Source organism: Lujinxingia sediminis (genome assembly GCF_004005565.1).
GTDB lineage: Bacteria > Myxococcota_A > Bradymonadia > Bradymonadales > Bradymonadaceae > Lujinxingia > Lujinxingia sediminis.
In genome coordinates, this window is sequence record NZ_SADD01000001.1 from 757359 (window position 1) to 782047 (window position 24689).

At 63.2% G+C, this 24689-nt stretch carries 10 protein-coding genes; all 10 read left to right on the forward strand.

Translation table 11 applies throughout. The annotated features are described in order from the left end of the window. Positions 1 to 40 precede the first annotated feature (40 nt). The 10 genes from sufB to EA187_RS03160 all read left to right on the forward strand — a co-directional run bounded on the left by sufB (position 41) and on the right by EA187_RS03160 (position 24676). On the forward strand, positions 41 to 1477 hold the full coding sequence (sufB, locus tag EA187_RS03115; RefSeq protein ID WP_127779133.1) for a Fe-S cluster assembly protein SufB: 1437 nt from the start codon (positions 41 to 43) through the stop codon (positions 1475 to 1477). 103 nt (positions 1478 to 1580) lie between these two features. Then, positions 1581 to 2339 (forward strand): Fe-S cluster assembly ATPase SufC, encoded by a 759-nt coding sequence (gene sufC / locus EA187_RS03120; RefSeq protein WP_115602961.1) that lies wholly within the window; start codon positions 1581 to 1583, stop codon positions 2337 to 2339. Continuing rightward, positions 2336 to 3673 carry a Fe-S cluster assembly protein SufD gene (gene sufD / locus EA187_RS03125; RefSeq protein ID WP_127779134.1) on the forward strand — a complete coding sequence of 446 codons (1338 nt, stop codon included), beginning with the start codon at positions 2336 to 2338 and terminating at the stop codon, positions 3671 to 3673. Before sufC ends, sufD begins: the two co-directional genes overlap by 4 nt. Positions 3674 to 3718: 45 nt before the next feature. Continuing rightward, complete coding sequence (locus EA187_RS03130; protein WP_127779135.1) at positions 3719 to 4963, forward strand: cysteine desulfurase; 1245 nt, start codon at positions 3719 to 3721, stop codon at positions 4961 to 4963. Continuing rightward, complete coding sequence (gene sufU, locus EA187_RS03135; RefSeq protein WP_115602958.1) at positions 4960 to 5436, forward strand: Fe-S cluster assembly sulfur transfer protein SufU; 477 nt, start codon at positions 4960 to 4962, stop codon at positions 5434 to 5436. Before EA187_RS03130 ends, sufU begins: the two co-directional genes overlap by 4 nt. 3 nt (positions 5437 to 5439) lie before the next feature. After that, the gene (locus tag EA187_RS03140) at positions 5440 to 6009 is read left to right on the forward strand and encodes a NifU family protein (RefSeq protein WP_115602957.1); all 570 of its coding nucleotides are present in this window, start codon (positions 5440 to 5442) and stop codon (positions 6007 to 6009) included. A 189-nt stretch (positions 6010 to 6198) separates the two neighbouring features. Continuing rightward, positions 6199 to 9435, forward strand: a complete 3237-nt coding sequence (gene icmF, locus EA187_RS03145) for a fused isobutyryl-CoA mutase/GTPase IcmF (protein ID WP_127779136.1) — start codon at positions 6199 to 6201, stop codon at positions 9433 to 9435. Between the two features lie 81 nt (positions 9436 to 9516). Next, positions 9517 to 11415, forward strand: a complete 1899-nt coding sequence (locus tag EA187_RS03150) for an ABC-F family ATP-binding cassette domain-containing protein (protein ID WP_127779137.1) — start codon at positions 9517 to 9519, stop codon at positions 11413 to 11415. Positions 11416 to 11735: 320 nt separating this feature from the next. Further along, the gene (locus tag EA187_RS03155) at positions 11736 to 12539 is read left to right on the forward strand and encodes a hypothetical protein (RefSeq protein ID WP_127779138.1); all 804 of its coding nucleotides are present in this window, start codon (positions 11736 to 11738) and stop codon (positions 12537 to 12539) included. A 659-nt stretch (positions 12540 to 13198) separates the two neighbouring features. Beyond that, positions 13199 to 24676 carry a tetratricopeptide repeat protein gene (locus EA187_RS03160; protein WP_127779139.1) on the forward strand — a complete coding sequence of 3826 codons (11478 nt, stop codon included), beginning with the start codon at positions 13199 to 13201 and terminating at the stop codon, positions 24674 to 24676. Positions 24677 to 24689: the final 13 nt, after the last annotated feature.

Genomic DNA, 24689 nt, shown 5'->3' on the forward strand with positions numbered 1-24689 from the left:
AGGCTTGCTCCCCAGGCATCACCAACCCCGAGGTAAGACGATGAGTTCAAATATCGAGTCCATGCTGGATCGCCCCTATAAGTACGGGTTCGTCTCGGACATTGAGACCGAGACGATCCCCCCGGGCCTCAACGAAGACGTCATCCGTCTGATCTCGGCCAAGAAAAACGAGCCGGAGTTCATGCTTGAGTTCCGCCTCAAAGCCTACCGGCACTGGCTCACCCTGGAGGAGCCCGAGTGGGCCAACGTCCACTACGAAAAGCCGAACTTCAACGACATCATCTACTACGCGGCGCCCAAGCAGAAAGAGAAGAAGGCCAGCCTGGATGAGGTTGATCCCGACATCCTCGAGATCTACGAGAAGCTCGGCATTCCGCTGCATGAGCAGAAGATGCTCCAGAATGTCGCCGTCGATGCCGTCTTCGACTCGGTGTCGGTGGCCACCACCTTCAAGAAGCGCTTGAGCGAAGCGGGCGTCATTTTCTGCTCCTTCTCCGAGGCGGCTCAAGAGCATCCCGAGCTGATCAAAAAGTACCTGGGCTCGGTCGTGCCTTATACCGACAACTTCTACGCTGCGCTCAACTCGGCGGTCTTCACCGACGGCTCCTTCGTCTTCATCCCGAAAGGTGTGAAATGCCCCATGGAGCTCTCGACCTACTTCCGCATCAACACCCAGAACACCGGACAGTTTGAGCGCACGTTGATCGTCTGCGAAGACGGCGGCCACGTCAGCTACCTGGAGGGGTGCACCGCGCCGCAGTTCGACACCAATCAGCTTCACGCTGCCGTCGTCGAATTGGTGGCTCTGGACGATGCCGAGATCAAATACTCCACCGTCCAGAACTGGTACGCCGGGGATGAGGAAGGGAAGGGCGGCATCTACAACTTCGTGACCAAGCGCGGGCTCTGCGCTGGCCGCCGCTCCAAGATCTCCTGGACCCAGGTTGAAACCGGCTCGGCCATCACCTGGAAGTACCCCTCCTGTATCCTCAAGGGGGATGAGTCCATTGGCGAGTTTTACTCGGTGGCGCTGACCAACAACATGCAGCAGGCAGACACCGGCACCAAGATGGTGCACATCGGCAAGAATACTCGCTCCACCATCATCTCCAAGGGCATCTCCGCGGGCCGCTCGCAGAACAGCTACCGCGGGCTCGTCAAGATCGCCCCGGGAGCCGACGGCGCGCGAAACTACTCCGAATGCGACTCCATGCTCATCGGAGACCGCTGCGGCGCGCACACCTTCCCCTATATCGACGTGCGCAACCCCACTGGAAAGGTGGAGCACGAGGCCTCGACCTCGCGCATCGGCGAAGATCAGATCTTCTACTTCCAGCAGCGCGGCATCGACATGGAAGACGCCATCTCGATGATCATCAACGGCTTCTGCAAAGACGTCTTCCAGGAGCTGCCGATGGAGTTCGCCGTCGAAGCCCAGGCGCTGCTCGGCATCAAACTCGAAGGCTCTGTCGGCTAAGCCGGAAGCTCATCACGTACAGAGGCGGCCCTGTGGCCGCCCACCTCTCTTCAAACACGACGAGCGCGTCCCCTGACCGCGCTCAGACATCGAAGGACGCATTATGCTACTGCAAGTCAAAGATCTACGAGCCACGGTCGGCGAGGAGACGATTCTTAAAGGCGTCAACCTCACAGTAAACCCCGGCGAGGTGCATGCGATTATGGGCCCGAACGGTAGCGGTAAGAGCACGCTGACCAAGGTTCTCGCAGGCCACCCCTCCTATGAAGTCTCCGGCGGCGAAGTCACCTTTGAGGGCAACGACCTCTTTGAACTTGAGGCCGACGAGCGCGCCCGCGCCGGACTTTTCCTGGCCTTCCAGTACCCGGTCGAAGTCCCCGGCGTCTCCAACGCGGCCTTCCTGCGCCAGGCCTACAACGCGAAGCAAATCGCCAACGGCCTCGACGAACTCGACCCGCTTGAGTTCGACGACTACGTCCGCGAGCGCATGAAGCTCGTCGAAATGGATCCTGCCTTCCTCAACCGCAGCGTCAATGTAGGTTTCTCCGGCGGTGAGAAGAAGCGCAACGAGATCCTGCAGATGGCCGTGCTTAATCCGCGCGTCGCACTCCTTGATGAGACCGACAGCGGCCTGGACATCGATGCGCTGCGTGTGGTCGCCAACGGTATCAACGCGCTCTCCAACGAGGGCAACGCCGTGGTGCTTGTGACCCACTACCAGCGCCTGCTCAACTACGTGCAGCCTGACTTCGTGCACGTGATGGCCGGCGGTCGCCTGGTCAAGTCGGGCGGCAAAGAGCTCGCCCTTGAACTCGAAGAGCGTGGCTACGACTGGATCCTGGAAGAGCAAGGAGCGGCATGAGCGCGTTGAAGAATACCGCAGAGCAGCACCCCTTCATCGGTGCGTCGCTCGCTCAGCCCGGTCCGCTGGCAGACCAGCGGCTCCCCGGCTGGTGGGCGACGCTGCGCACCGAATCGCTCGGGCGCATCACCTCCATCGACGTGCCGACCTCCCGTCATGAAGAGTGGCGCTTTATCAAGCCGGCCACCATCTTCGACACCGACTTCATCTCTCCCGACGACGTCAGCGTCGATCCGGGCGATGAGGCCATCGACGCCCTCAAGCTCGCCGAGGACTGCGCCGCGACCCTGGTCTATGTGAACGGGCGTTTTGATAGCGCGCGCTCCTCGACGTCCGATCTTCCCGAAGGGGTCGTGATCGCCGACTGGAGTCAGGTGCTCGACCACGACCAGATCGACACGCTGGCCGAGTATGTGGGGGCCAACGACTATTTCAATAACGACGTCTTTTACGAGATCAACACTGCTCAGTTTGGTCATGGCGCGGTCATCCTCGTGCCTCGAGGCAAAGTTGTTGAGAAGCCCATTCACCTCCTCTTTCTTACCACCGGTGAGAAGGGCGCGGTGCACGCCAACCCTCGCAACCTTATTGTCGCCGGCGAAAGCGCAGAGCTCACAGTCGTCGAGGAGTACCGCGGGGCAGGGGAGGGCGCCTACCTCAACAACGTCGTCGACGAGGTCATCGTCGGGGCCAACGCGGACGTGAAGCACTTTAAAGTGCAGCGCGAATCCACCGATGCCTTCCACGTGGCTCGTAACCTTGTGACGCTCTCTCAGGATGCCCGCTACATCTCCACGGCCATCACCCTGGGGGCGGCGCTCTCGCGCAATGATTCTTATGCGCGCTACGTCGGTCAGAACATCGATTGCACCCTCGATGGGCTTGCGCTCGTGCGCGGCAAACAGGTCGCCGACACTCACACCGCCATCGACCACGCGCTTCCCAACTCGCGCAGCTACCAGCTGCACAAAACCATCGTCGATGATCGGGCGCACACGGTGTTCAACGGCAAGATTTTTGTCCGCCAGGACGCCCAGAACACCCGCTCCGAGCAGCTGAACCAGAACCTTATCCTGTCGGCTCGGGGTCACGTCGATACCAAGCCTCAGCTTGAGATTCTGGCCGACGATGTCGTCTGCTCTCACGGCGCCACCGTCGGGCAGCTTGAGGATGAGCAGCTCTTCTACTTGCAGAGCCGCGGCATCGACGAGGCGAACGCCCGCAACCTTCTGACCTTCGCCTTTGCGGCTGAAGTCATCGAAACCATCACCGTCGCATCGGTGCGCGAATCCCTGGCTGACGCCGTGATCGCCTCCACCGATACCGGGCTCTAGGCAGCACACGGGCCCGGGCCGCAGCCCGGGCCCAACGAGGTAAAGATGTCCGCACAACCCACCGCACTCAGCCGCTCCTGGGATGAGGTCCGCGCCGACTTCCCCATCCTTGCGCAGTCGATCAACGGCCACCCGCTGGCCTACCTCGACACCGCGGCCTCCGCCCAGATGCCTCAGCAGGTCATCGATCGGCTGGTCTGGTACCACAGTACGCTGCACTCCAACGTGCACAGGGGCGTCCATACCTTGAGTCAACGCGCCACCCAGGCCTTTGAAGACGTGCGCCTCAAGGTCAAGCAGCTGCTCAACGCGCCCTCGCTGAAAGAGTGCATCTTCACCGGTGGCACGACTGATGCCATCAACCTGGTGGCGCACAGCTTCGGAAAGACCTTTTTAAAAGAGGGCGACCGCGTGCTCCTCTCCGCTCTGGAGCACCACGCCAACATCGTGCCCTGGCAGCGCATCTGCGAGGAGGTCGGGGCCTCCATCGACGTCATCCCCATCAACGATCGTGGTGAGCTTCTGCTCGATGAGCTCGACGCTCTCTTGACGGATCGCACGCGGATCGTCGGCGTGAATCACGTCTCCAACGCGCTCGGCACCGTCAACCCCATCGAAGAGATCATCGCCCGCGCTCACGCCCGCGACATCCCGGTGCTCATCGACGGCGCGCAGGCTGTCGCGCACATGAAGGTTGACGTGCAGGCCCTCGACGCCGACTTCTACGCCTTCTCCTCCCACAAGCTCTGCGGCCCTACCGGCATCGGTATCCTTTACGGAAAGGAGCGCTGGCTCGAGAAGATGCAGCCTTACCGAAGCGGCGGCGACATGATTTTGAGCGTGAGCTGGGAGGGCACCACCTACAACGGGCTTCCTCATAAGTTTGAGGCCGGCACCCCCTCCATCGCCGCGGGCGTGGGCATGGGCGCCGCCATCGACTACCTCCAGGAGCTCGGCCTGGAACGCATCGCCGCCCGCGAGGCTGAACTCTTAGAGAAGGCCACCGAGCGTCTCGCTCAGATCCCCGGCGTCCGTCTCATCGGTACCTCCGAGCACAAAGCCTCGGTCCTCTCCTTCGACATCGAAGGTGTTCACCCCCATGACATCGGCTCCATCCTCGACAGCGAAGGCGTCGCCATCCGCGCCGGCCACCACTGCGCTCAACCCGTGATGACGCGCCTCGGCGTGCCGGCCACCGCCCGGGCCTCCTTCGCATTCTACAACGACGACCAGGACATCGACCGCCTCGTCGCCGGCATCTACTCGGTCAAGGAGATCTTCGGCGTATGAGTGATATGCGCGCTCTCTACCAGGAGGTGATCCTGGATCATAATCGCAAGCCTCGTAACTTCGGTCCCCTCGACGGCGCCAACCGCGTCGCCCAGGGCACCAACCCTCTCTGCGGGGATAACTACACCATCTACGCCCGCGTCAACGACGACGACATCGTCGAAGCCGTCAGCTTCGAGGGCAGCGGCTGCGCCATCTCCAAGGCCGCCGCTTCGATGATGACCACCCGCATCAAGGGCAAGAAGGTCGAGTCCGCCGAGCAACTCATCGAGGAGTTCCGCGCCATGCTCACCGGTGAACTCGACCTGCAGGCAGACCACAGCCTCGGCCACCTCACGGTCTTCGAAGGGGTCGCCCAGCTTCCCCAACGGGTCAAGTGCGCCGTGCTCCCCTGGCACGCCATGCACGCCGCCCTCGAAGGCGACGAAGAGACCTCCACCGAGGGTGACTCGGACATCTGGAGCAAGGAGTAATCCATGAAAATCGCCGAGATTGAGCCGACGCCTAACCCCAACGCGATGAAATTTGTCCTCACCGAGGCCATCACCCACGGCTTTGTGACCCGCTCCTTTGAGGACTTCAACCAGGCATCTACCGTCCCCCTGGCCAAAGCGATCTTCGAGATCGACCACGTCATCAGCGTGTACTTCGCAGACCGCTGGATCACGGTCACCCAGGATGGCGGCGCAGACTGGTCACAACTGCTTCGCGCTGTCGCCGAACCCATCCGCGCGGCCAGCTTCGCTGACGCCAACCCCGAAGGTGGCCTCTCGGTCAGCGGTGACGATACCGACGACTCCGACCTTCCGGGCATGGACGACCCCCGCATCCCTCTGATCCGCGAAACCATCGACGAGCACATTATGCCCTTCCTCGCCGGCGATGGCGGCGGACTCAAGATCATGGGGCTTGTCGATAACCAACTCCTCGTGCGCTATGAGGGGGCCTGCGGAACCTGCCCCGCCTCCATGACCGGCACCTTGCTGGCCATCGAGAACCTCTTGCAGGTCGAGGTCGACCCTGAGCTCTACGTCGCTACCGTCTGAGCCACACGACATCTGAACGCACGCAGCAACGAGGCCACCCTTTCAGGGTGGCCTCGTTGCGTTAGACCTTCGCCCTGCGGAGACTTGTCAATCGCCCCCCACCTTTGTTCTAGTGCCCCCACCTTTGTTGGCTTCGCCGCCCTTCCCGGCGACACCCTCTTTCCGACACCTTCAAGCCCGGATGAGCCCATGAGCGTCCACGCCCTCGCACCCGACACGGTCAACACACCCATCTCCCTGACCCACGCCGTGCGTTTTGTGACCGCCGCCAGCCTCTTCGATGGTCACGACGCCGCCATCAATGTCATGCGTCGCATCCTTCAGGCCTCCGGTGCCGAGGTGATTCACCTGGGGCATAATCGCTCCGTCAACGAGATCGTCAACGCCGCCATCGCCGAAGACGCACAGGGCATCGCCATCAGCAGCTACCAGGGCGGCCATGTCGAGTTCTTCAAATACATGGTCGACCTGCTCAAAGAGCGAGGCGCTTCTCACATCAAGGTCTTCGGTGGCGGAGGGGGCGTCATCGTTCCCGAAGAAATCGCCGAACTCGAAGCCTACGGCGTCCAGAAGATCTTTAGCCCGGAGGACGGTCGCCGCCTCGGGCTCCAGGGCATGATCAACCACATGCTCAAGCTCGCCGACTACGATCCCGTTGCCCGCATAGGCGTCGCCGATCCCTCGGGCGTCATCTCGGCTCGGCCTGGCGCGCTGGCGCGCGCTATCACCATGGCGGAGCAGGGCCGCCTGGAGGAACTGAACCTCCCCACGCCCGACACCCTGGCTCCGGTCCTCGGTATCACCGGTACCGGCGGGGCAGGGAAGAGCAGCCTCACCGACGAACTCATCCGCCGCTTTCTGATGGATTTTGACGACCGGCGCATCGCGCTGCTCTGCGTCGACCCCTCCCGCAAAAAGACCGGAGGAGCGCTGCTTGGCGACCGCATCCGCATGAACGCCATCGACGACGACCGCGTCTACATGCGCTCGCTGGCCACCCGCGGCTCCAAGGGCGAAGTCTCCGACGCCCTCGCGGACGCCCTCACGGTCGTGCAGGCCGCGGGCTTCGATCTTGTCATCGTGGAGACCAGCGGCATCGGGCAGGGCGACGCCGACATCGTGGACTACGCCGACTGCTCCCTCTACGTCATGACCAGCGAGTTCGGTGCACACACCCAGCTCGAGAAGATCGGCATGCTCGACTACGCCGATTTCGTCGCCATCAACAAGTTCGAGAAGGCCGGCAGCGAAGACGCCCTTCGCGCTGTCCGCAAGCAGCTGCGTAGAAACCGCCAGATCTCCTACGACATCGCCGATGAAGACGTTCCCGTCTTCGGCACCATCGCCAGCCAGTTCGGCGACACCGGCGTCAGCGCCCTCTACCACGCGCTGGCCACTCGCTTCTTCGGCGCCTTCGACTCCCGCTGGAGCTTCGACGGCCCCGTCAGCCAGAAGACCCACACCATCATCCCCGCCGACCGCACCCGCTACCTGGCCGATATCGCTAACACCTGCCGAAATTACCGCGCCTGGGCTCAAGCGCAGGCCGACGTCGCAACCAAACTCTACCAGCTCGACGGCGCCGCAAAGCTCCTGGGCGAAGACAACGCCGAGGCCCTCCACGCCCGCCGCGATGAGCTCGAAGATCGCCTCGACCGCCGCACCCAAAAGCTCCTCGACGGCTGGGATGACCTCAAAGAGGCCTACGCCGGCGACCATTTCGAAGTCCAGATCCGCGACAAGGTCCGCCGCTTCGAGCTGACCTCCACCTCCCTCTCCGGCTCCAAGATCCGCCGCGTCTCCCTGCCGCGCTTCCAGGACTGGGGCGACATCGTCCGCTGGCAACTCCTCGAAAACGTCCCCGGAGAGTTTCCCTTCACCGCCGGCGTCTTCAACTTCAAACGCCGCGACGAAGAGCCCAAGCGCATGTTCGCCGGCGAAGGCACCCCCGAGCGAACCAACAAACGCTTCCACTACCTGTGCGAAGGCGAAGCCGCCAACCGTCTCTCCACGGCCTTCGACTCCGTCACCCTCTACGGCGAAGACCCTGACCTGCGCCCCGACATCTACGGCAAAGTCGGAAACTCCGGCGTCAGCGTCTGCACCCTCGATGACATGAAGCGCCTCTACGACGGCTTCGACCTCTGCGCCCCCAACACCAGCGTCTCGATGACCATCAACGGTCCGGCGCCCATCATCCTGGCGATGTTCCTCAACACCGCCATCGACCAGCAGGTCGACGCCTTCATGGCACTGCAGGGCAGGGCGCCCTCCGACGACGAGCGCGACGACATCGCTCAGAACGCGCTTCAGGTCGTCCGTGGCACCGTCCAGGCTGACATCCTCAAAGAAGATCAGGCCCAGAATACCTGCATCTTCTCCACCGAATTCGCCCTCAAGATGATGGGTGACATCCAGGAGTACTTCGTCGACCACCGAGTCCGAAATTACTACTCCGTCTCCATCAGCGGCTATCACATCGCCGAGGCCGGCGCGAACCCCATCAGCCAGCTCGCCTTCACCCTCGCCAACGGCTTCACCTTCGTCGAATATTATCTGGCGCGGGGCATGAACATCGACGACTTTGCCCCCAACCTCTCCTTCTTCTTCTCCAACGGCATGGACCCCGAGTACACCGTGCTCGGACGCGTTGCCCGACGCATCTGGGCCGTCGCCATGCGCGAGCGCTACGGCGCTAACGCCCGCTCCCAGAAGCTCAAATACCACATCCAGACCTCCGGCCGTTCCCTCCACGCCCAGGAGATCCAGTTTAACGACATCCGCACCACCCTCCAGGCGCTTCTGGCTCTCTTCGATAACTGCAACAGCCTTCACACCAACGCCTTCGACGAAGCGATCACCACCCCCACCGAGGCCAGCGTCCGTCGCGCCATGGCCATCCAGATGATCATCAACCGCGAGTTCGGCCTCTCCATGAACGAGAACCCCTGGCAGGGGTCGTTCGTCATCGACGAACTCACCGACCTCGTCGAAGAAGCCGTCCTCCAGGAGTTCGAGGCCATCAGCCGACGCGGAGGCGTCCTCGGTGCCATGGAGACTCAGTACCAGCGCTCCAAAATTCAGGATGAGTCCATCCACTACGAACTCAAGAAGCACTCCGGCGAACTCCCCATCATCGGGGTCAACACCTTCATCGCGCCTGAAGGTATCGACGACAGCGACGGCACCGCACTCGAGCTGATCCGCTCCACCACCGAAGAAAAACAAACCCAGCTCGACAACCTCGCCACCTTCAAGTCCGACCATGACTCCCGGACCGAAGCTGCCCTTCAGCAGCTCAAAGAGGTCGCACTCGGTGACGGAAACATCTTCGATGAGCTTATGCGCACCGTCCGCGTCGCCAGCCTCGGCCAGATCACACGCGCCCTTTATGAGGTCGGCGGACAATACCGCCGCTCGATGTAACAACCTCGTCGACTCCTCGCATCACCACACCTTCGCATTCCCCCGTACTTCTCCCCCCGCAGTGGGGGAACATGAGGCTCTATGGTCGTCATCTCTGTGGACTCCGTCGCAAAATCCTTTGGCGATCGCACCCTCTTTAAAGACGTCAGTTTTGGTCTGGGCGCAGATGATCGCGTCGGCCTCCTCGGCGTCAACGGCGCCGGTAAAACCACGCTCCTTCGTATCCTCCTCGGCCTCGAGCCCCCCGACGAAGGCAACGTCATCCACGCCCGCCAGGCCCGCATCGAATACCTTCCCCAGGAGCCCGACCTCCAACCCGAACGCACCGCCCTGGAAACCGTTATCGCTGACGGACCCCAGGCCTTCCGCGTTGTCGAGGCCTACGAGGCCGCCTGCCGGGCACTCGCCGCCAGTCCCCAGGACAATGACCTCATCATGCGCGTCGCCGAACTCGGCGAAGAGATGGATCGCGTCGGCGGCTGGACCCTGGAGAGCGAGGCCAAAACCATCCTCTCCCAGCTCGGCATCCTCGACCACGACCAGCCCGTCGCTCAGATGAGCGGTGGTCAGCAAAAACGCGTCGCCATGGCACGTGCCCTCGTTCGCCCCAGCGACCTCCTCATCCTCGATGAGCCTACAAACCACCTCGATATCGAAACCGTCGCCTGGCTCGAAGACTACCTCGCCTCCCGCAGCACAGGCCTCCTCCTCATTACCCACGACCGCTACTTCCTCGATCGCGTCGCCAACGTCATCCTCGAATTGGCGGACCACACCGTCTACCGCCACGCCGGCAACTACTCCGCCTTCCTTGAGGCCCGCGCCCACCGCGAAGAACTCAAACAGATCGCCGAGTCCAAGCGCGCTCAGCTTGCTAAAAAAGAACTCGCCTGGCTGCGCCGGGGCCCCAAGGCCCGCACCACCAAAAGTAAATCTCGTATCCAGCGGGCCGAAGCTCTCATCAACGGCGCCGTCAACCTCGACGAACAGAAGGTCGAGATCGACACCGTCGAAAGTCGCCTCGGCAAAAAGATCATCCGCCTCGACCACGTCTCCCACGCCTACGAGGGCAGGGCCATCCTCAACGACGTCTCCTACACCCTTGATCGCCGCGACCGCCTCGGCATCGTCGGTCCCAATGGCGCCGGAAAGTCGACCCTCCTCAACATCATTGCCAACCGCCTCACCCCCGACCAGGGCATCGTCGATATCGGAGAGACCGTCGTCATCGGCTATTTCGACCAGCAGGCCGAAGGCCTCGACCCGGACATGCGGGTCCACGACTACATCACCGAGGTCGCCCACCGCATCCCCACCTCCGATGGCTTCCTCACCGCCTCCCAGATGCTCGACCTCTTCCTCTTCGACCGCGACAAGCAGTGGACTTACATCCACAAACTCTCCGGCGGGGAGCGCCGGCGCCTCTACCTGCTTCGCATCCTGATGCGCCAGCCCAACGTCCTCCTGCTCGACGAGCCCACCAACGACCTCGACGTGGATACCCTCACCGTCCTCGAAGACTACCTCGACAGCTTCGACGGCGCCGTTATCACCGTCAGCCACGACCGCTACTTCCTCGACCGCACCTGCGAGCATCTCCTCACCTTCAAAGAAAACGGTCAGGTCGAAGAGGTCCCCGGAAACTACGCCTTTCTCGAAGAGCGCCGCGCCCAACAGGCCCGTCAGGAGCGTCAGGAGGCCGCTGCCCGCGCAGAAGCCGAGCGCAAAACCTCCCCTGTGCCTGCCGCCCCGAAACCCGACGCCCCCCGAAAACTCTCCTACAAAGAGCGCCGCGAACTCGAAGCTCTTGAACCCCGTATCGCCGAGATCGAAGAGCGCCTCGAAGCCATCGATCAGGCCATGGTCGCCTCCGCCACCGACTACGAAACCGTCGCCGCCCTCGACGAAGAAAAGTCCGCACTCAGCACCGAACTTGAGACGTCCCTGGAACGCTGGATGGAACTCTCCGAGCTGGCCTGACACCCTCCAAAGCCTGCGCATTCCTTTCCTCACCCAGACCTTCTTCCGGCTTTTGGTTGGAAATCAACTTGACCCGGCGCCTCCCGCGCTCAGACTCCTCCCACTTCATGTTCGATGTGTCGGGGAGGTGACGCGTGGCCGCCTTCTCCGTCTTCAGGTCGAAGCCCCTTGCCGGGCGTTGGCTACACACATCTCCGTCGCAAGCCCTCAGTCTTGCGATGCCGTCGGGGACCCTCAACGTACCCTGGGCATGCTGTCGATCTTGCCCCCGCCGCGCTGACCTTGAGCCCCTCCGGGGCTCTTTTCCCGACGGAGACATCATGTTCGAAACCACCTGGAACGCGCTCAATCTCTACCAGCAGCCCAACGGAAGCATGGCTTTCTGCCTCTCCGACATCGAAGAGAAAGCCTGCGATGCAGGCCTCGACGACGTCTGCTCCCGCGCCGAGAGCGCCCTCGAAGCTTGCGTGCGATCCCAACTCCTCGACGACCAGTGGGCGAACTCCGGTCAAACCGGTCTGCCTTCCCGAGCCGAAGCCGTCAAAACCAGCGCCCTCATCGCCCGCACCCTCTCCCAGATCCACGATGTCTGCGAGACCTTCGGCTCCCAACACCGCGAGACGCCTCGTAAACTCGCTGCGATTGAGGTGCTCAAAGTCGCCTTTCCCCGCGGCGTTCGCCCCGTGGTCTCCTCTCGCCTTGAGGAGCAACTCGCGGCCTATGACCTCCTCATCCAGCGCCTCCAGCGCGACCTCCACGCCCAACTCGTCGCCGTTGGCATCGCCGATCTCGTCGCCGACCTCGCTACCTACAAAAACGACTTCGCACGCCAACTCGCGGTCCATGACGACGTCCTCTCCTTCGAGCGCGTCAAAGACGCGCGCCACGTCGCACGCGAATCGTTCGCCGCCGTCATCGTCCAGGTCCTGGCCAGCACCTTCGACCAGCCCGAACTTCGCGCCGACTTGCTCGCGTCCGTCCGTGACCAGCAGGCCCGCATCGCCATCCATCACCGCCGCCGCGGTAAAAGCGTGAGCCCCGACGACCACGACATCGACATCATCGAGCTTCCCACCAAGCCTGACGATGACGCAGACCGCCCCGACGCGCCTGACGCCGAGTAACGGCGCTCATCATCGCACCTTCTGGCACCATCTCCGCGCCGGGCTTTCGCCCGGCGCTTTTTTTTGACCTCGGTGAGCCATGCCTACGCATCGCACCAGGGGATCTAGCACTCCAATCTCTCACAAACCCCTCTCCAACCCCTGCCTGCCCGACCCCTCCCACACCCTGACCCTACCGAGGACTGTTAACTTTAGCAGGTCATCCCTCATTCGGGGGCATGATCCACCCCTCCAGCTGGCACTCGACCCCCAGCCTGACCCCTCCCACACCCCTCCGGTTGGCACTCGACCCTCAGCCTGACCCCTCCCACACCCTTCACCTTCAAACCCCACAACGAACGCGACGCCTCCGGCCCCCCTTCACTCATAGCCTCACGGCCAGCGTTTCACCCCCAACACCCCTGACCCTCACGTCCTACCCCCGGCGCTCCGTCTGCCTCTTGCCTCACGCTCACACCCGACCCCCCGTTGACCCGTTCGCTACGTCTTGTAACCATCCCCCTTTCACCGTACAGACCGCCTTGCCGCACGCCCGCTTTGATTGCTACATTTGCCTGACGGCTTCACCCCCCGAACACTCTAGGATTTCGCGCTCGCCATCAGCCCCACCGCAGACATCCTCGCGGCAGGCCCTCCCGCTCTACAGACAGGTAAGATCGATGACCGATCAGCTCCGCGCGCTCCAGGACCAGTTGGCCACCGACCCCGGTAATCCCGACATCTTCCGCGCCTTGCAGAGCCTCTGCTGGGAACACGGACACTGGCAAGAAGCCCTCTCTGCCGCTCGGGAACAGGCCAGCATCAGCACCCTCAAGCCCGACTACGAGAGCCTTGCTCAGAGCCTCCACGCCCTCGCCGAATCCCTGCAACCCGGACCCGAGAAGGCCCGCGCGCTCCTGGCGCTGGGGGATCTCTACCTCGAAGAGCTCGACCAGCGCTCCCGCGCCATGGAAGCCTTCCAGGCAGCCTTCAAAGCACACCCCGAAGACGCACTCCCGCTACAGCGCGCTTCCGCCGTCTATCTGCAGCACCAGGAGTGGGACAATCTTCTCACCACTCACCAGATCGAGGCTCGTGTCGCAGCCGAGCTCGCCGAGCGCACACGCCTCCTGCTCGCCATCGCTCAGATCCGCGCCGAACACCAGGGCGACATCCCCGCCGCCCTCGAAACCCTCGCGCAAATCGAACACTCCGACCCCTTCGTCGATCAGCTCACCGCTCTCTACCAGCGCGGTAGCTCCATTGCCAACGCCATCGCCGAAGCCGACGAACTCGCCACCGAGCTGCTCGCAGAAGGGGAGGGGGCCGACGCCGCTCAGGCTTGGCTAGAAGCCGCTCAGCTTGAGTACGATCGACTCGCCGGGCAACCCGCACACGCCCTCGACTTCGCACGCCGCGCCCTCAACGCCGACCCCCAAAACGAAGACGCTCGGCTCATCATCGACGAACTCTCCACTGAGAGTGATACCTCCGCTTCCCCCTCCCGCGAACCTGACGCTATGACCGAATCCGGCGCAACTCCCGACCTTCCTATCGAACCTCAGAAGCGCAGCGTCAGCGCCTTCTTCGACGCCATCGCCCCCTTGGAGGGGGACCCCGACGATGCCCGCCAGGCTCTCCAGGATGACCCGGCCAACCTCTCCGCCCTGGCGAGACTTCGCGCCGAACTCCGCGCGCAGGGCGACCTCGGTCAACTCGCCGAAACTCTCGAACACTCCGTGCGTTACCTGCGCAAACGTGACGGTGAATGGGAGGTCATGACCGAACTCGCCAGGCTCTACTGGCTGGAACTCAATGATGACGAGCGCGCCGAGTACTATTTCAAACGTCTCAAACTCCTCGATGACGCTCACCCCGACGTCTTTGCCTTTTACGAAGCCTACTACGAAGACGCTGGCGACTGGCGAAAGCTCTTCTCGCTGCTCGCCAGCCGCCTCACTCAACTCAACGACCGCGAGGACTACTGGCTCGTCGCCGAGCGCCTCTCGGACATCGCTGAGACCGAACTCGGCAGCGCAGAGAAGGCCATCGATGTCTGGAAAAACTTCCTGAGAGAGTTCCCCGCTGACCCCCAGGCGCGTCGCCGTCTTCGACACCTCTACGAAGACCACGGCAAATGGAACGCCCTCGTCGATCTCATCAAAGACGAAGTCCGTCAGCTCGAAGAGAACGACCCCGACAACACCGCTGAGCGGGTCGTGCTCCTCGAAGAAATGGCTGACATCTACCGCGTCCGCCTCAACCTCGACTCCATGCTCATTACGATCATGGCCCAGATTCTGGAGCTCGACCCTCTCCACCCCTCGGCCTTCGATCAACTTCGCGACCTCTACGAAAAGAACCGCCGCTTCAATGACCTCGCCAGCCTGCTCTCCGACGCCGCCGAACTCGCCGCAGAGCAGGGCGACATCGGCCGCGCACTTGGCCTCCTCCTTGAGGTCGCTGACATCTGGCAGGAACGACTCAATAACGTCACCCAGGCCATCCCCTACCTCGAGCGCGTCATCGCGATCGCTCCCGAGGAGGCCGACGTCCGAGACCGTCTCCGCCAGATCTACGAGCAGCGTCGAGACTTCCGCTCCCTCTTCGACCTTGAGGTCAAAGAAGCCGTCCTCGAACTGGGAGACCTGCGTGAGACCCGCCTGACCGAACTCCTGGAGATGGCTCGCGAGAAACTTCGCGACCCCGAGCGCGAAGCACGTGTCCTCGAAGCCCTCTCCGAATCCCACCCCTCCGAAGAGCGCCTCGACGAACTCCAACGCGCCTACCGTCGCCTTGAAGACTGGCGATCGCTCGCAAGCCTCCTCGAATCCCGAGCTCCCTCCTTCGCCCCGGATAAGGCCCTGGCAACCCGGGAAGAAGCGGCGAGTCTCTTCCACCAACGCCTCAACGACCTCGACGAGGCCGCCCGCGCCTGGCAGGCCATCCTCAGCGAACACAACGACCATCAAGAGGCCTTTGAGAGCCTCAGCGAAATCTTCGCCCACACCTCTCAACTCGACGCCCTCGAAGGTCTCTACCTGAATGCCGGGCGACCCGAAGAGCTCTTCGACCGCCTCGACCTCCTTGCCGAAGACCTCGACGACGCTGCGCTCATCGACCTGCGCGAACGCCAGGTTCGCGTCGCTCAACAACACCTCCAGGACAACGCCCGCCTCATCACAACCCTGGAAGACCTGCTTCTGCGTGCTCCCGATGAGGAGACTCAGGCCGCTCTCTACGAGCGGCTCCTCCCGAACTACGTCGTGGAGGCGCACTACGATCGCGCCATTGAGGCACACCAGTTCCTTCTGGAACGACGCGATGAAGACGGCCCTCGCGTCGAAACCATGCTCGCCATCGCCGATCTGGAACATCGACGCGAGCAGCCCGACCAGGCTCTTGCCTGGGCGCTGAAGTGCTTTGAGCGTTTCCCGGCGGACCCCGAAATCCTTGACGTCTCATTGGACTACGCCCGCGCCGCCTCCCTTCAGCAGACCCTCGCTGACGCATGGATTGCCCGGGCCGAGGCCATCGAAGACGAAGCCACGCAGAACGACCTCTTCTCCCGCGCCGCAACGCTCCTGGCGCACGACCTCGAGCAGACCGAGCGGCCGATCGAGCTCTTCGAGCTGCTGCGTCCACGTATGCCCGAATCCATGAAGGTGCTCGCCGCCCTCGACCCCCTCTACGACCGCGCCGGACGCCACGAGGATCGCGTTGACACCCTCCGCACCCAGATTCAGCTCCTGGCAGAGCAGGGCGCCGCAGACGCCGACCTCGTCGACCAGCTCTCCAAGATCGCCGACGTTCAGCGCGCTCACCTCGACCAGAAAGACGCTGCTCGCCAGACCTACATGGAGATCCTCGACCGCGACCCGGACCACCTCGGTGCGCTGCGCGGCGTAAAAGAACTCCATCGCCTCGACGCGCGTCACCACGACGTCGCCGAATTCCTCATGCGCGAGATCCCCCTGGCTGCCTATGAGGGCCCCGAAGCTGTCTGGCGTGCCCGCATGGAACTCGGCGACCTCATGCGCGACCACCTCGATGACCCTCACGGTGCGCTCCGATCCTACGCCGAGGTCCTCGGGGAGAATCCCGAACACGACGGCGCCCTCACCGCCGCCCGCCAGTTCCTTGAGCGCGACGACTTTGCTCGAGACGCCGCCTTGCTTCTTGAGCCTATCCTCCGCGATCTCAATGCTCACGAACCCCTCGCCGAGGCTCTCGAAGCCCGCCTTCGTGTCTGCGACGACCCCTTCGAAGAGCAGGAGATCCTCGACGAGCTTATCCCTCTCTACGCCGACGAACTCAAAGACCTTGAAGTCGCCTTCAATCACGCCTGTCGCCAGTTCAACATCGATCCCGAACGTGACGATATCTGGCTGAGGGTCGAGCAGCTTGGTGCCCGTCTCAACCGCTGGGCCCTCATCGAAGAGATGTTCACCGCTCAGAGCCCCCTCCTTGGCCACGAGTCCCCCACGCGCTTCGATCTGCTCCGCCACCTCGCCGCCATCCGCGAGCACCAGATCAAAGACCGCCCGCGAGCACTCGAAGCCTGGGAGCGTCTCCACGCGTATGACCCGATGGACCTCCCCACCGTCGAAGCGCTGGAACGCCTCTACCGCAAAGACGAGCGCACCGCGGATCTCGTCGATATCCTTCGCAAACGCGCACTCCTCGTTGACCTCGACGAAGATCGCGTCAACCTCCTGACCGAAGCCGCCAGCCTCCTCGACGCGGCCCTCCATCAGCCCGTTGACGCCATCGAACTCTATCGCGAAATCCTCGCCATGGAGCCCGATCATTCCGACGCCGTCGACGCCCTTGAGCGCCTCCTCCGCGATCAGCAGGCCTGGCACGACCTCGACGCCTTACTCGCCGAACAGGCAGAGCAGACCCTCCAGCCCCAGCGTCGCCGCGCTTTCCTGCGACGCCTTGCCAGTCTGCGCTTCGAGCAACTCGATGATCTTCCCGGCGCCGTCGCCATCAGCATCGACCTCCTGGAAGACGACCCCGGAGACGACGCCGTCCTGGCCTTCGTAGCCGACCTCGACGACCGCCTGGCCTCCGAGGCAACCTGGCCCGAGCTCCGCCTCGACCTCGCACGCACCCTCGAGCCCATCTACCGCCTGCGCAGCGAGTACGACCGCCTCGATCACGTCCTCGCCATCCGCCTCGACCTCTGCGACGAGCCCTTCGAGAAGCTCGAAATCCTCGATGAACTCGTCACGCTTCGCCACAAAAAGCTCAGCCGACCCCGCCAGGCCTTCGACGCCATCGCACGCGCAGTCCTCATCCAGCCCGACGATGAAGACCGCCGCAGGCGCCTCATCGAACTCGCCAACGCCGTCGACGCGCTCGATGAGGCCGCTTCTACCCTCGAACAGGCCGCCTTAAGCGCTGACACCTTCGCCGCTGGTGCCATCTGGAAACGCGTCGGACAGCTCGCCACCCAGAAGCTCAACGACTCCACCCGAGCCATCGCTGCCTTTGAGCAGGCTCTTGAACTCGACCCCAACGACATCTCCGCCATGGAGGCCCTCGAACGTCTCTTCGAAGCCACCGGCGACACCGAAAACCTCAGCCTCATCCTCCTGCGCCAGTCTGAAGTCGCCGCCTCCGAGCAGCGCCTCAAGCTCCTGCGCCGTGTTGCCATCCTCCAGGAGCAGGTCCTGGACAACGCTCCCGATGCCATCGACACCAACCGCCTTATCCTTGAGGCGGACCCCACCGATCTCCAGGTTGTCGAAGCCCTCGAACGACTTTACGACGCGCAAGACCAGCACTTCGAACTCGCTGAACTCCTTCAGAGAAAGGCGGAGCTCGTCGAGGAGGGGGCCGCTCGGATGGGCGTCCTCGTCAGACTCGCGGAAGTCTACGAGCATCAACTCCACGACCTCGAAGAGACCATCTCAACGTACCGTCGCATCGTCGCCGAAACCCCGGGCCACCTCCACGCGCTGGCTCAGCTCGACCGCATCCTCCGCGACGAAGCCCGCTGGGCTGACTGGGTGGATGTCGCTCGTCAGCGCCTCGATAGCCCTGCAGCCCGCGACCCCGAACTTCGCCTCGAACTCGAACTGCGCCTCGGCGCCGCCCTCGCAGACGAACTCTTCGACACCACCGAAGCCCTTCAGGTCTTCCGCTCCATCCTCGCCAGGGTCGAAGACCAACCCGAAGCCGTCGCTCGCCTCGAAGCCTTTGCCCGGGAAGACGCCTGGATCGAAGACGTCGCCTCCGATCTCCGCGAGATCTACCGTCGAAACAACAAGTGGTCCCGTCTCCTTGACCTCCTCGATCGCCTCGCGACCCAACTCCTCGACCCTACCGAGAAGGCCACCCTTCTCTTCGATCGAGGTGTCATCGCCCGCGACCGATTCGACGACCGTGGCGAACTCGCCATGACCTGTTTCGCTCAGGCCTGGGCCCTGGAGCCACAGCGGGAGGGCTACGGTGACGCCCTCATCTCGCTGGGAAGCCGTCTGCAAGCCTGGAACACCCTCACGGAGCACCTCCGCACCGTCCTGGACCGCGCCCTCGAACCCCGCATGATCCTTGACCTCCACCTCAAGCTCGCCATGATCTTCGGTTATGCGCTGAGCGATGAGGCCGAGGCTGAGCACCACCTGCGTGAAGTCCTCGCCATGGAACCTTCCCATGCCGAGGCCCTCGCAAGCCTTATGTCACTGCTCGACAGACAAGAGCGTTGGCACGACCTCATCGAGATCTTCGAAGCGCGTCACCAGGAACTCCTCGACTCCAGACCCTCGGACGCGCTCACCTTCCTTCGAAAGATCGCCGAGCTGCAGGAGAACCGCCTCAACGACTCCTTCTCCGCCGTCGATACCTGGCGCCGCGTTCGTGCACTTGAACCCCGCGGCCAGCTCGCGCTGGAGCAACTCGTGCGTCTCCTCTCTGCCCGGGAAAGCTGGGAGGAGCTCGCCGACCTCTACACCGACATCGCCGCCTCCAGCAGCCTTCCCTCCGAAGTGCTGCAGGCCGAACTTGCCCTGGCCGACCTCTGCCGGGGCCCCCTCCATGAAGTTCCCCGGGCCGTCGAACTCTACGGGCGCGCCCTCGATATCGACGCGGAGCATCCCCACGCCATTGCCTCCCTCGAAGCTGTCTTCGACCAGGACCCCGAGCATAGCGCCCTGGCTGCTCAGCACCTCGAACCTCTCTACCGCCAGCGCAAAGACCGCACCCGCCTGGCACGTGTCCTCGATGTCCGCGCCGCCGCCAGCGATCTCCCGGCCGAACGCCTGGGATGGCTGCGCGAGCTCGCCCAGATTGTGGACTACGAGCTGGGCGATCCCGCCTGGGCCTGGCAGATTCACGGTCGCATTTTTGCTCTCGACCCCGCTGACCAACCCTCCCGCGACGCCCTCGCCATCCTCGCGGCGCGTGTCATCGATCCCCTCCAGGGCTGGCTCGCCCTGGCCGAACGCTATGATACCGTCCTGCGTGAGAGCTATGACATCGACGACGCGCTCCGCGCACGTCTGCGCGTGGAGCAAGCCGAGATCTTCGCCGATCGTCTCCTCGACGCCACACGCGCTTCCGACACCGCCAACCTTGCCCTGAGTCTTGCCCCTGACCTCGACCGGGCGATCGATCTTCGTGAGCGTCTGCTGGAGCGGGAGCGCGACTGGCTCGAACTTGCCGAGCACTATCGTCGCCTCGCCGAGCAGCAGCCCGAGCACGCGGCACCATGGCTCGAAAAGCTCGCTGTCCTCTTCGAAGAGGTTCTCGGCGACGTTGAAGCCGCCATCGACACCTACAACCAACTCCTTGAAGTCGATCCCACCTCCGCCTCCTATCGTGCCTCGCTGGAGCGACTCCTCGCTCAAGTCGAGCGCTGGTTTGATCTGGCCGAGATTTACCGCTGGCGGATCAACGACGCTCTCGACCCCGACGTCGTCCTCGACAATCGCTTCAAGCTCGCCCGCCTGCAGGAGGCCCATCTCGACGCCGTTGAAGAGGCCATCGAGACGTACCGCTCGATCCTTGATGACGAGCCCTCCCACGGTCCTACCATCCGCGCCCTGGAGGGGTTGCGCCACGACCTCGAACGCCGCAGCGGCCCCTGGGAGCCCTTGCGCCTGAGCGTCATTGATCTCCTCCTCAACACCTACGATGAATCCCTCGCCTGGCTGCGAATCGATGACCTTCTCGAAGAAAAGGTCCTCCTCCTCGATGACGTCGCTCTCCAGGTCCAGGTCCTCGTGGAGCGCGCTCAACTCATGCTTCGCGTCAGCGAAGACGTCGTCGAACGCTCTCAGGCCCTCATCACCCTGGCACGCGCCTACTGCCTCGATCCTTCCAACAGCGAAATCGAAGAACTCGTCGATGTGCTCGCCACCGACCTCGACGCCTGGCAGCGGGTCATTCCCATCTACCTTGCTGCCCTCGAAGACTCCGACGACGTCGCGCGTCAGGGACGCATTCTTGCCGCCATTGCTCGCGTTTACGAAGGTCCCCTCGACGACAAAGAGAGCGCTATCGCCGCCTACCAGCAAAGCGTCGAGATCGCTCCCGACACAGAGGACACCCTCAGCAAACTCCAGCAACTTTACGGCGAACTCTCCAAATGGGAGCCTCTCGTCCAGATCCTTGAGCGTCGCCTCGCCGAGACCTACGACCCTGAAGAGGGCCAGAGCCTGCGCGTGCGCATCGCTCGCATCTACGACGAAACCCTTCAGCAGCCCGACCAGGCCCTGCGCCTCTATGAGGAACTTCGACAGGACGCTCCCTCCGAGCTCTCCTACCTTCTTGTCATGGAGCGCCTCCTCGAGTCCCTTGAAGATTGGCAGGGGCTGGAATCCCTCCTCATCGACAAACTCTCGATTGTCGACGGCGACTCGTTGCGCTCACGCGCCTTCCATCGCCTTGGTCAACTCCGTCGTGACCACCTCCAGCGACCCGATGATGCTATCGTCAGCTTCATCGATGCTCTCGCCATCAACCCCGAGGACACCGATGCCCTCGACGCCCTCATTGATCTCTACAATACCAACCAACGTTGGCCCGAACTCCTCGACGCGCTTCACTCCCGTCAGGAGCTTCTTGACCCCGATGCTCTCAACGACCTCACAGCCCTTGAGGTCCGACAGGGCGATGTCCTCGCAGAGCACCTCAACGATCCTCTCCAGGCCCTGGAGCGCTACGCCAGCGCCCTTGAGCGTGACCCCCAGAACTACCTGGTCCGCGGTGCGCTCTTCCGGCTGATGACCCACCCCGAAGCCCTCGTCCCCGCCGGTCAAGCTCTCCAGGACGCCTACCGCGCCGGACAAGAATACGATGAGCTCGAAGCGCTCTACGAGCGCATGATCGAACTCAGTGAGCTCCCCGAGCAGCGCGCCGGACTCTACATCGATCTCGCTCAACTTCAGATCGACGCCTTCGATCTCCCCGTCAAAGCCTTTGCCACTCTGGGGCGCGCCTTGCGCGACGTCCCCCAGGTCGACTTTCTTCGCGAGCAGCTTCAACTCCTCGCCGAACACCTCGGCTTCCAGGACGACCTCGTCGCCCTCTACGAAGAGGCCCTCGAACTCGGCGTTGACGACCTCGAAGTCCGCCGCTCGATGCACCTCGCTGTCGGACAGGGGTACGCTCAGGGCATGGGCGAGGCTGACGAAGCGATCCGTCACTTCAACGCCGTGCTGCAGCTTGATGAGTATGACCTCGACGCCCTGCGCTGGCTCGACCAGATCTACCAGGCTCTCGAAGACTGGCCCAACCTCGTCGAGGTCCTCGGGGCCAAACAGACTGTGGTAGACGGCGACGAACTTCTCCAGACCAACTACCAGCTCGCCTACCTCCTGGAACTCGCCTTCGAGCAGCCACTGGAGGCCTTCGAACTCTACCGCCGCGTGCTCCTGGACGATCCCACTCATACCGGCGCCGTCGAGGGCCTGGAGCGTCTCAGTGATGTCGATGACCTACGCTCCGAGATCCTGGAGCTGCTCGAGCCCACCTACCGCGAGGCTCAAGACTGGCTCAAACTCAGCCGCCTTTACCTCCTGAAGCTCGAAACCGTGGAGAGCGCCGCCGAACGGGCAGATCTGCTGCGAGAAGTGGCCTCCCTGGAGTACGAAGAACTCGGTGACATCGACGCTGCCTACGCGCACTGGGGCAGGGCGCTCCGCGAAGATCCCCACGATGTCGACGTTCAGGAAAGAATTGAGGCCATCGCCGAGCAACGCGATCTCTACGAGGCCCTCGTCGTCCTCTACGAAGACATCGTCGAAGACCTCAATGACCCCATCCGACAACTCGAACTTGCGGAGCGCGCTGCTGACTGGGCTTTCCGTATCCTGGGTGATGAACAGCAGGCGGCATCCCTCTACCGCGTCGTTCTCGCTGTCGAACCCACCCACCAGCAGGCCCTCGAAAACCTGGAGCGCATCGCTCGCCAGCAAGGGGACGATCACAGCCTGGAGGCCGTCCTCACGGCCAGACTCCAGTCCTCCCATGACGCCTCCGAACAGGCCGACATCTACGCCGAGCTGGGCCGGGTACGCCTCGGGCTGCAGGATCACGCCGGCGCCATCGACGCTCTCAACGGCTGGACCGACCTCCAGGGCGAAGATCCCGAAGTCCTCGAAACCCTCTGCGGCCTCTTCGAGATCACCGAACGCTACGAGGAGCTCGCAAACACCCTCGATCGTCTTCTCAACCACCGTGCCGAGCCCGAGCTTCAACTCGAACTCCTCACGCAGCTCGGTGCCGTCACCTCCGATCGTCTCCAACAACACGGACGCGCCCTCGACGCCTACACCCGCGCCGGCGAGCTCGCCCCTGACGATCCCCAGATCCTTCGCGCACTCGAAGACGTCTACCACGGCCTCGGTGACCACCAGGCCCTGCGCGACCTCCTCGACCGTCAGCTCGAACTCGCGGGCAACGAAGACGAGATCGTCCGGCTTCTTCTTCGACGCGCGCGCCTGCGTTACGAAGTCGACCGCGACGCCAATGCCGCCATCGAAGACTATCAGGCAGCTTTCGCTCTGCGCGACGATCACCCCGATGTCATCGCCGCCCTCGGCGACCTTTATCGCAACGAAGCCCGCTGGGACGATCTCCTTGGCCTGCACCGTCTTCACTTCGATCGTGCCCCGGACCAGGACGCTCAGCTCCACCACCTCCTCGTCATGGCCCAGATCTGCCACGAGGAACTCCACCAACTCGACGAAGCCGCAAGTTTCGCAGGCACCGTACTTCAAGCCGACCCCCATCACCCCGACGCCCTCAGCCGCCTGGAGTCGATCTACCGCTCTCAACAGGCCTGGGACAACGTCATCGCCGTCCTCGATCGCCGCATGGAGGGCGCTGATGATCAGCAGCGTTACGACCTGATCCTGGAGCGCGCCCGCACCCTGGAGCACGATGCCGGCGCAGCTCAACCCGCTGCCGAAACCTACCTCACGATCCTGGAGTCCTTCCCCGACGATCAGGTTGTGCTCAGTCGTCTCGACGCCCTGTACACGCGCACCGACGACTACCTCGGCGCATACAGCCTCCTCGACCACCGCGCCCAACGTGCCGACGCCGCCGACGAGCAGGTTCAACTCTACCTCCAGATGGGCGAACTCGCCCGACAGCATCTCCCTGGCACTTCCCTGCGCACAGACGCTCTGGAGAAGGCTCGCGCCATCTCCGGCGATGACCTCGCCATCGTGGAGCCGCTGCTCGACGCTTACATCGAGCAGGGGCTCGTTGATCGGGCCTCTCCCATTCTCAACGCTGTCATCGATTCCCTCCTTGACGCCCGCCAGATGAAAGACGTCGTGCGCTTCTATCACCTCCAGGGCAAGCTCGCCGAACAGGCCGGCGATCGCGTCAGCGCCCGCGAGTCCTACGAGGCCGCCCACAAGATCGACGCCACCTACGTCCCCAACCTCCTCAGCCTCGGCAAGCTCGCCTTCCACGGCGAAGACCTCGAGCACGCCCTCAAGATCTTCCAGATCCTCCTGCTCCATCAGATGAACATCAAGGACAACGCCGACAAGGTTGACGTCTACTTCCACCTCGGAGCCATCCGGCAGGCTAGCGGAGACGAGCGCGGCGCCCGCGATATGTACAAACGCGCCCTCCGAGTCGATGCCGCTCACGCCCCCAGTCAGCAGGCACTCGACGCCCTCGGCGCGTAAGTCCCACCCGCGT

Excerpts from the sequence above, each read along its gene's own strand:
- EA187_RS03140 (WP_115602957.1), top strand. The coding sequence starts at position 5,440 with ATGAAAATCGCCGAGATTGAGCCGACGCCTAACCCCAACGCGATGAAA.
- sufU (WP_115602958.1), top strand. The coding sequence starts at position 4,960 with ATGAGTGATATGCGCGCTCTCTACCAGGAGGTGATCCTGGATCATAAT.
- EA187_RS03150 (WP_127779137.1), top strand. The coding sequence starts at position 9,517 with ATGGTCGTCATCTCTGTGGACTCCGTCGCAAAATCCTTTGGCGATCGC.
- EA187_RS03155 (WP_127779138.1), top strand. The coding sequence starts at position 11,736 with ATGTTCGAAACCACCTGGAACGCGCTCAATCTCTACCAGCAGCCCAAC.
- icmF (WP_127779136.1), top strand. The coding sequence starts at position 6,199 with ATGAGCGTCCACGCCCTCGCACCCGACACGGTCAACACACCCATCTCC.
- EA187_RS03160 (WP_127779139.1), top strand. The coding sequence starts at position 13,199 with ATGACCGATCAGCTCCGCGCGCTCCAGGACCAGTTGGCCACCGACCCC.
- EA187_RS03130 (WP_127779135.1), top strand. The coding sequence starts at position 3,719 with ATGTCCGCACAACCCACCGCACTCAGCCGCTCCTGGGATGAGGTCCGC.
- sufB (WP_127779133.1), top strand. The coding sequence starts at position 41 with ATGAGTTCAAATATCGAGTCCATGCTGGATCGCCCCTATAAGTACGGG.
- sufC (WP_115602961.1), top strand. The coding sequence starts at position 1,581 with ATGCTACTGCAAGTCAAAGATCTACGAGCCACGGTCGGCGAGGAGACG.
- sufD (WP_127779134.1), top strand. The coding sequence starts at position 2,336 with ATGAGCGCGTTGAAGAATACCGCAGAGCAGCACCCCTTCATCGGTGCG.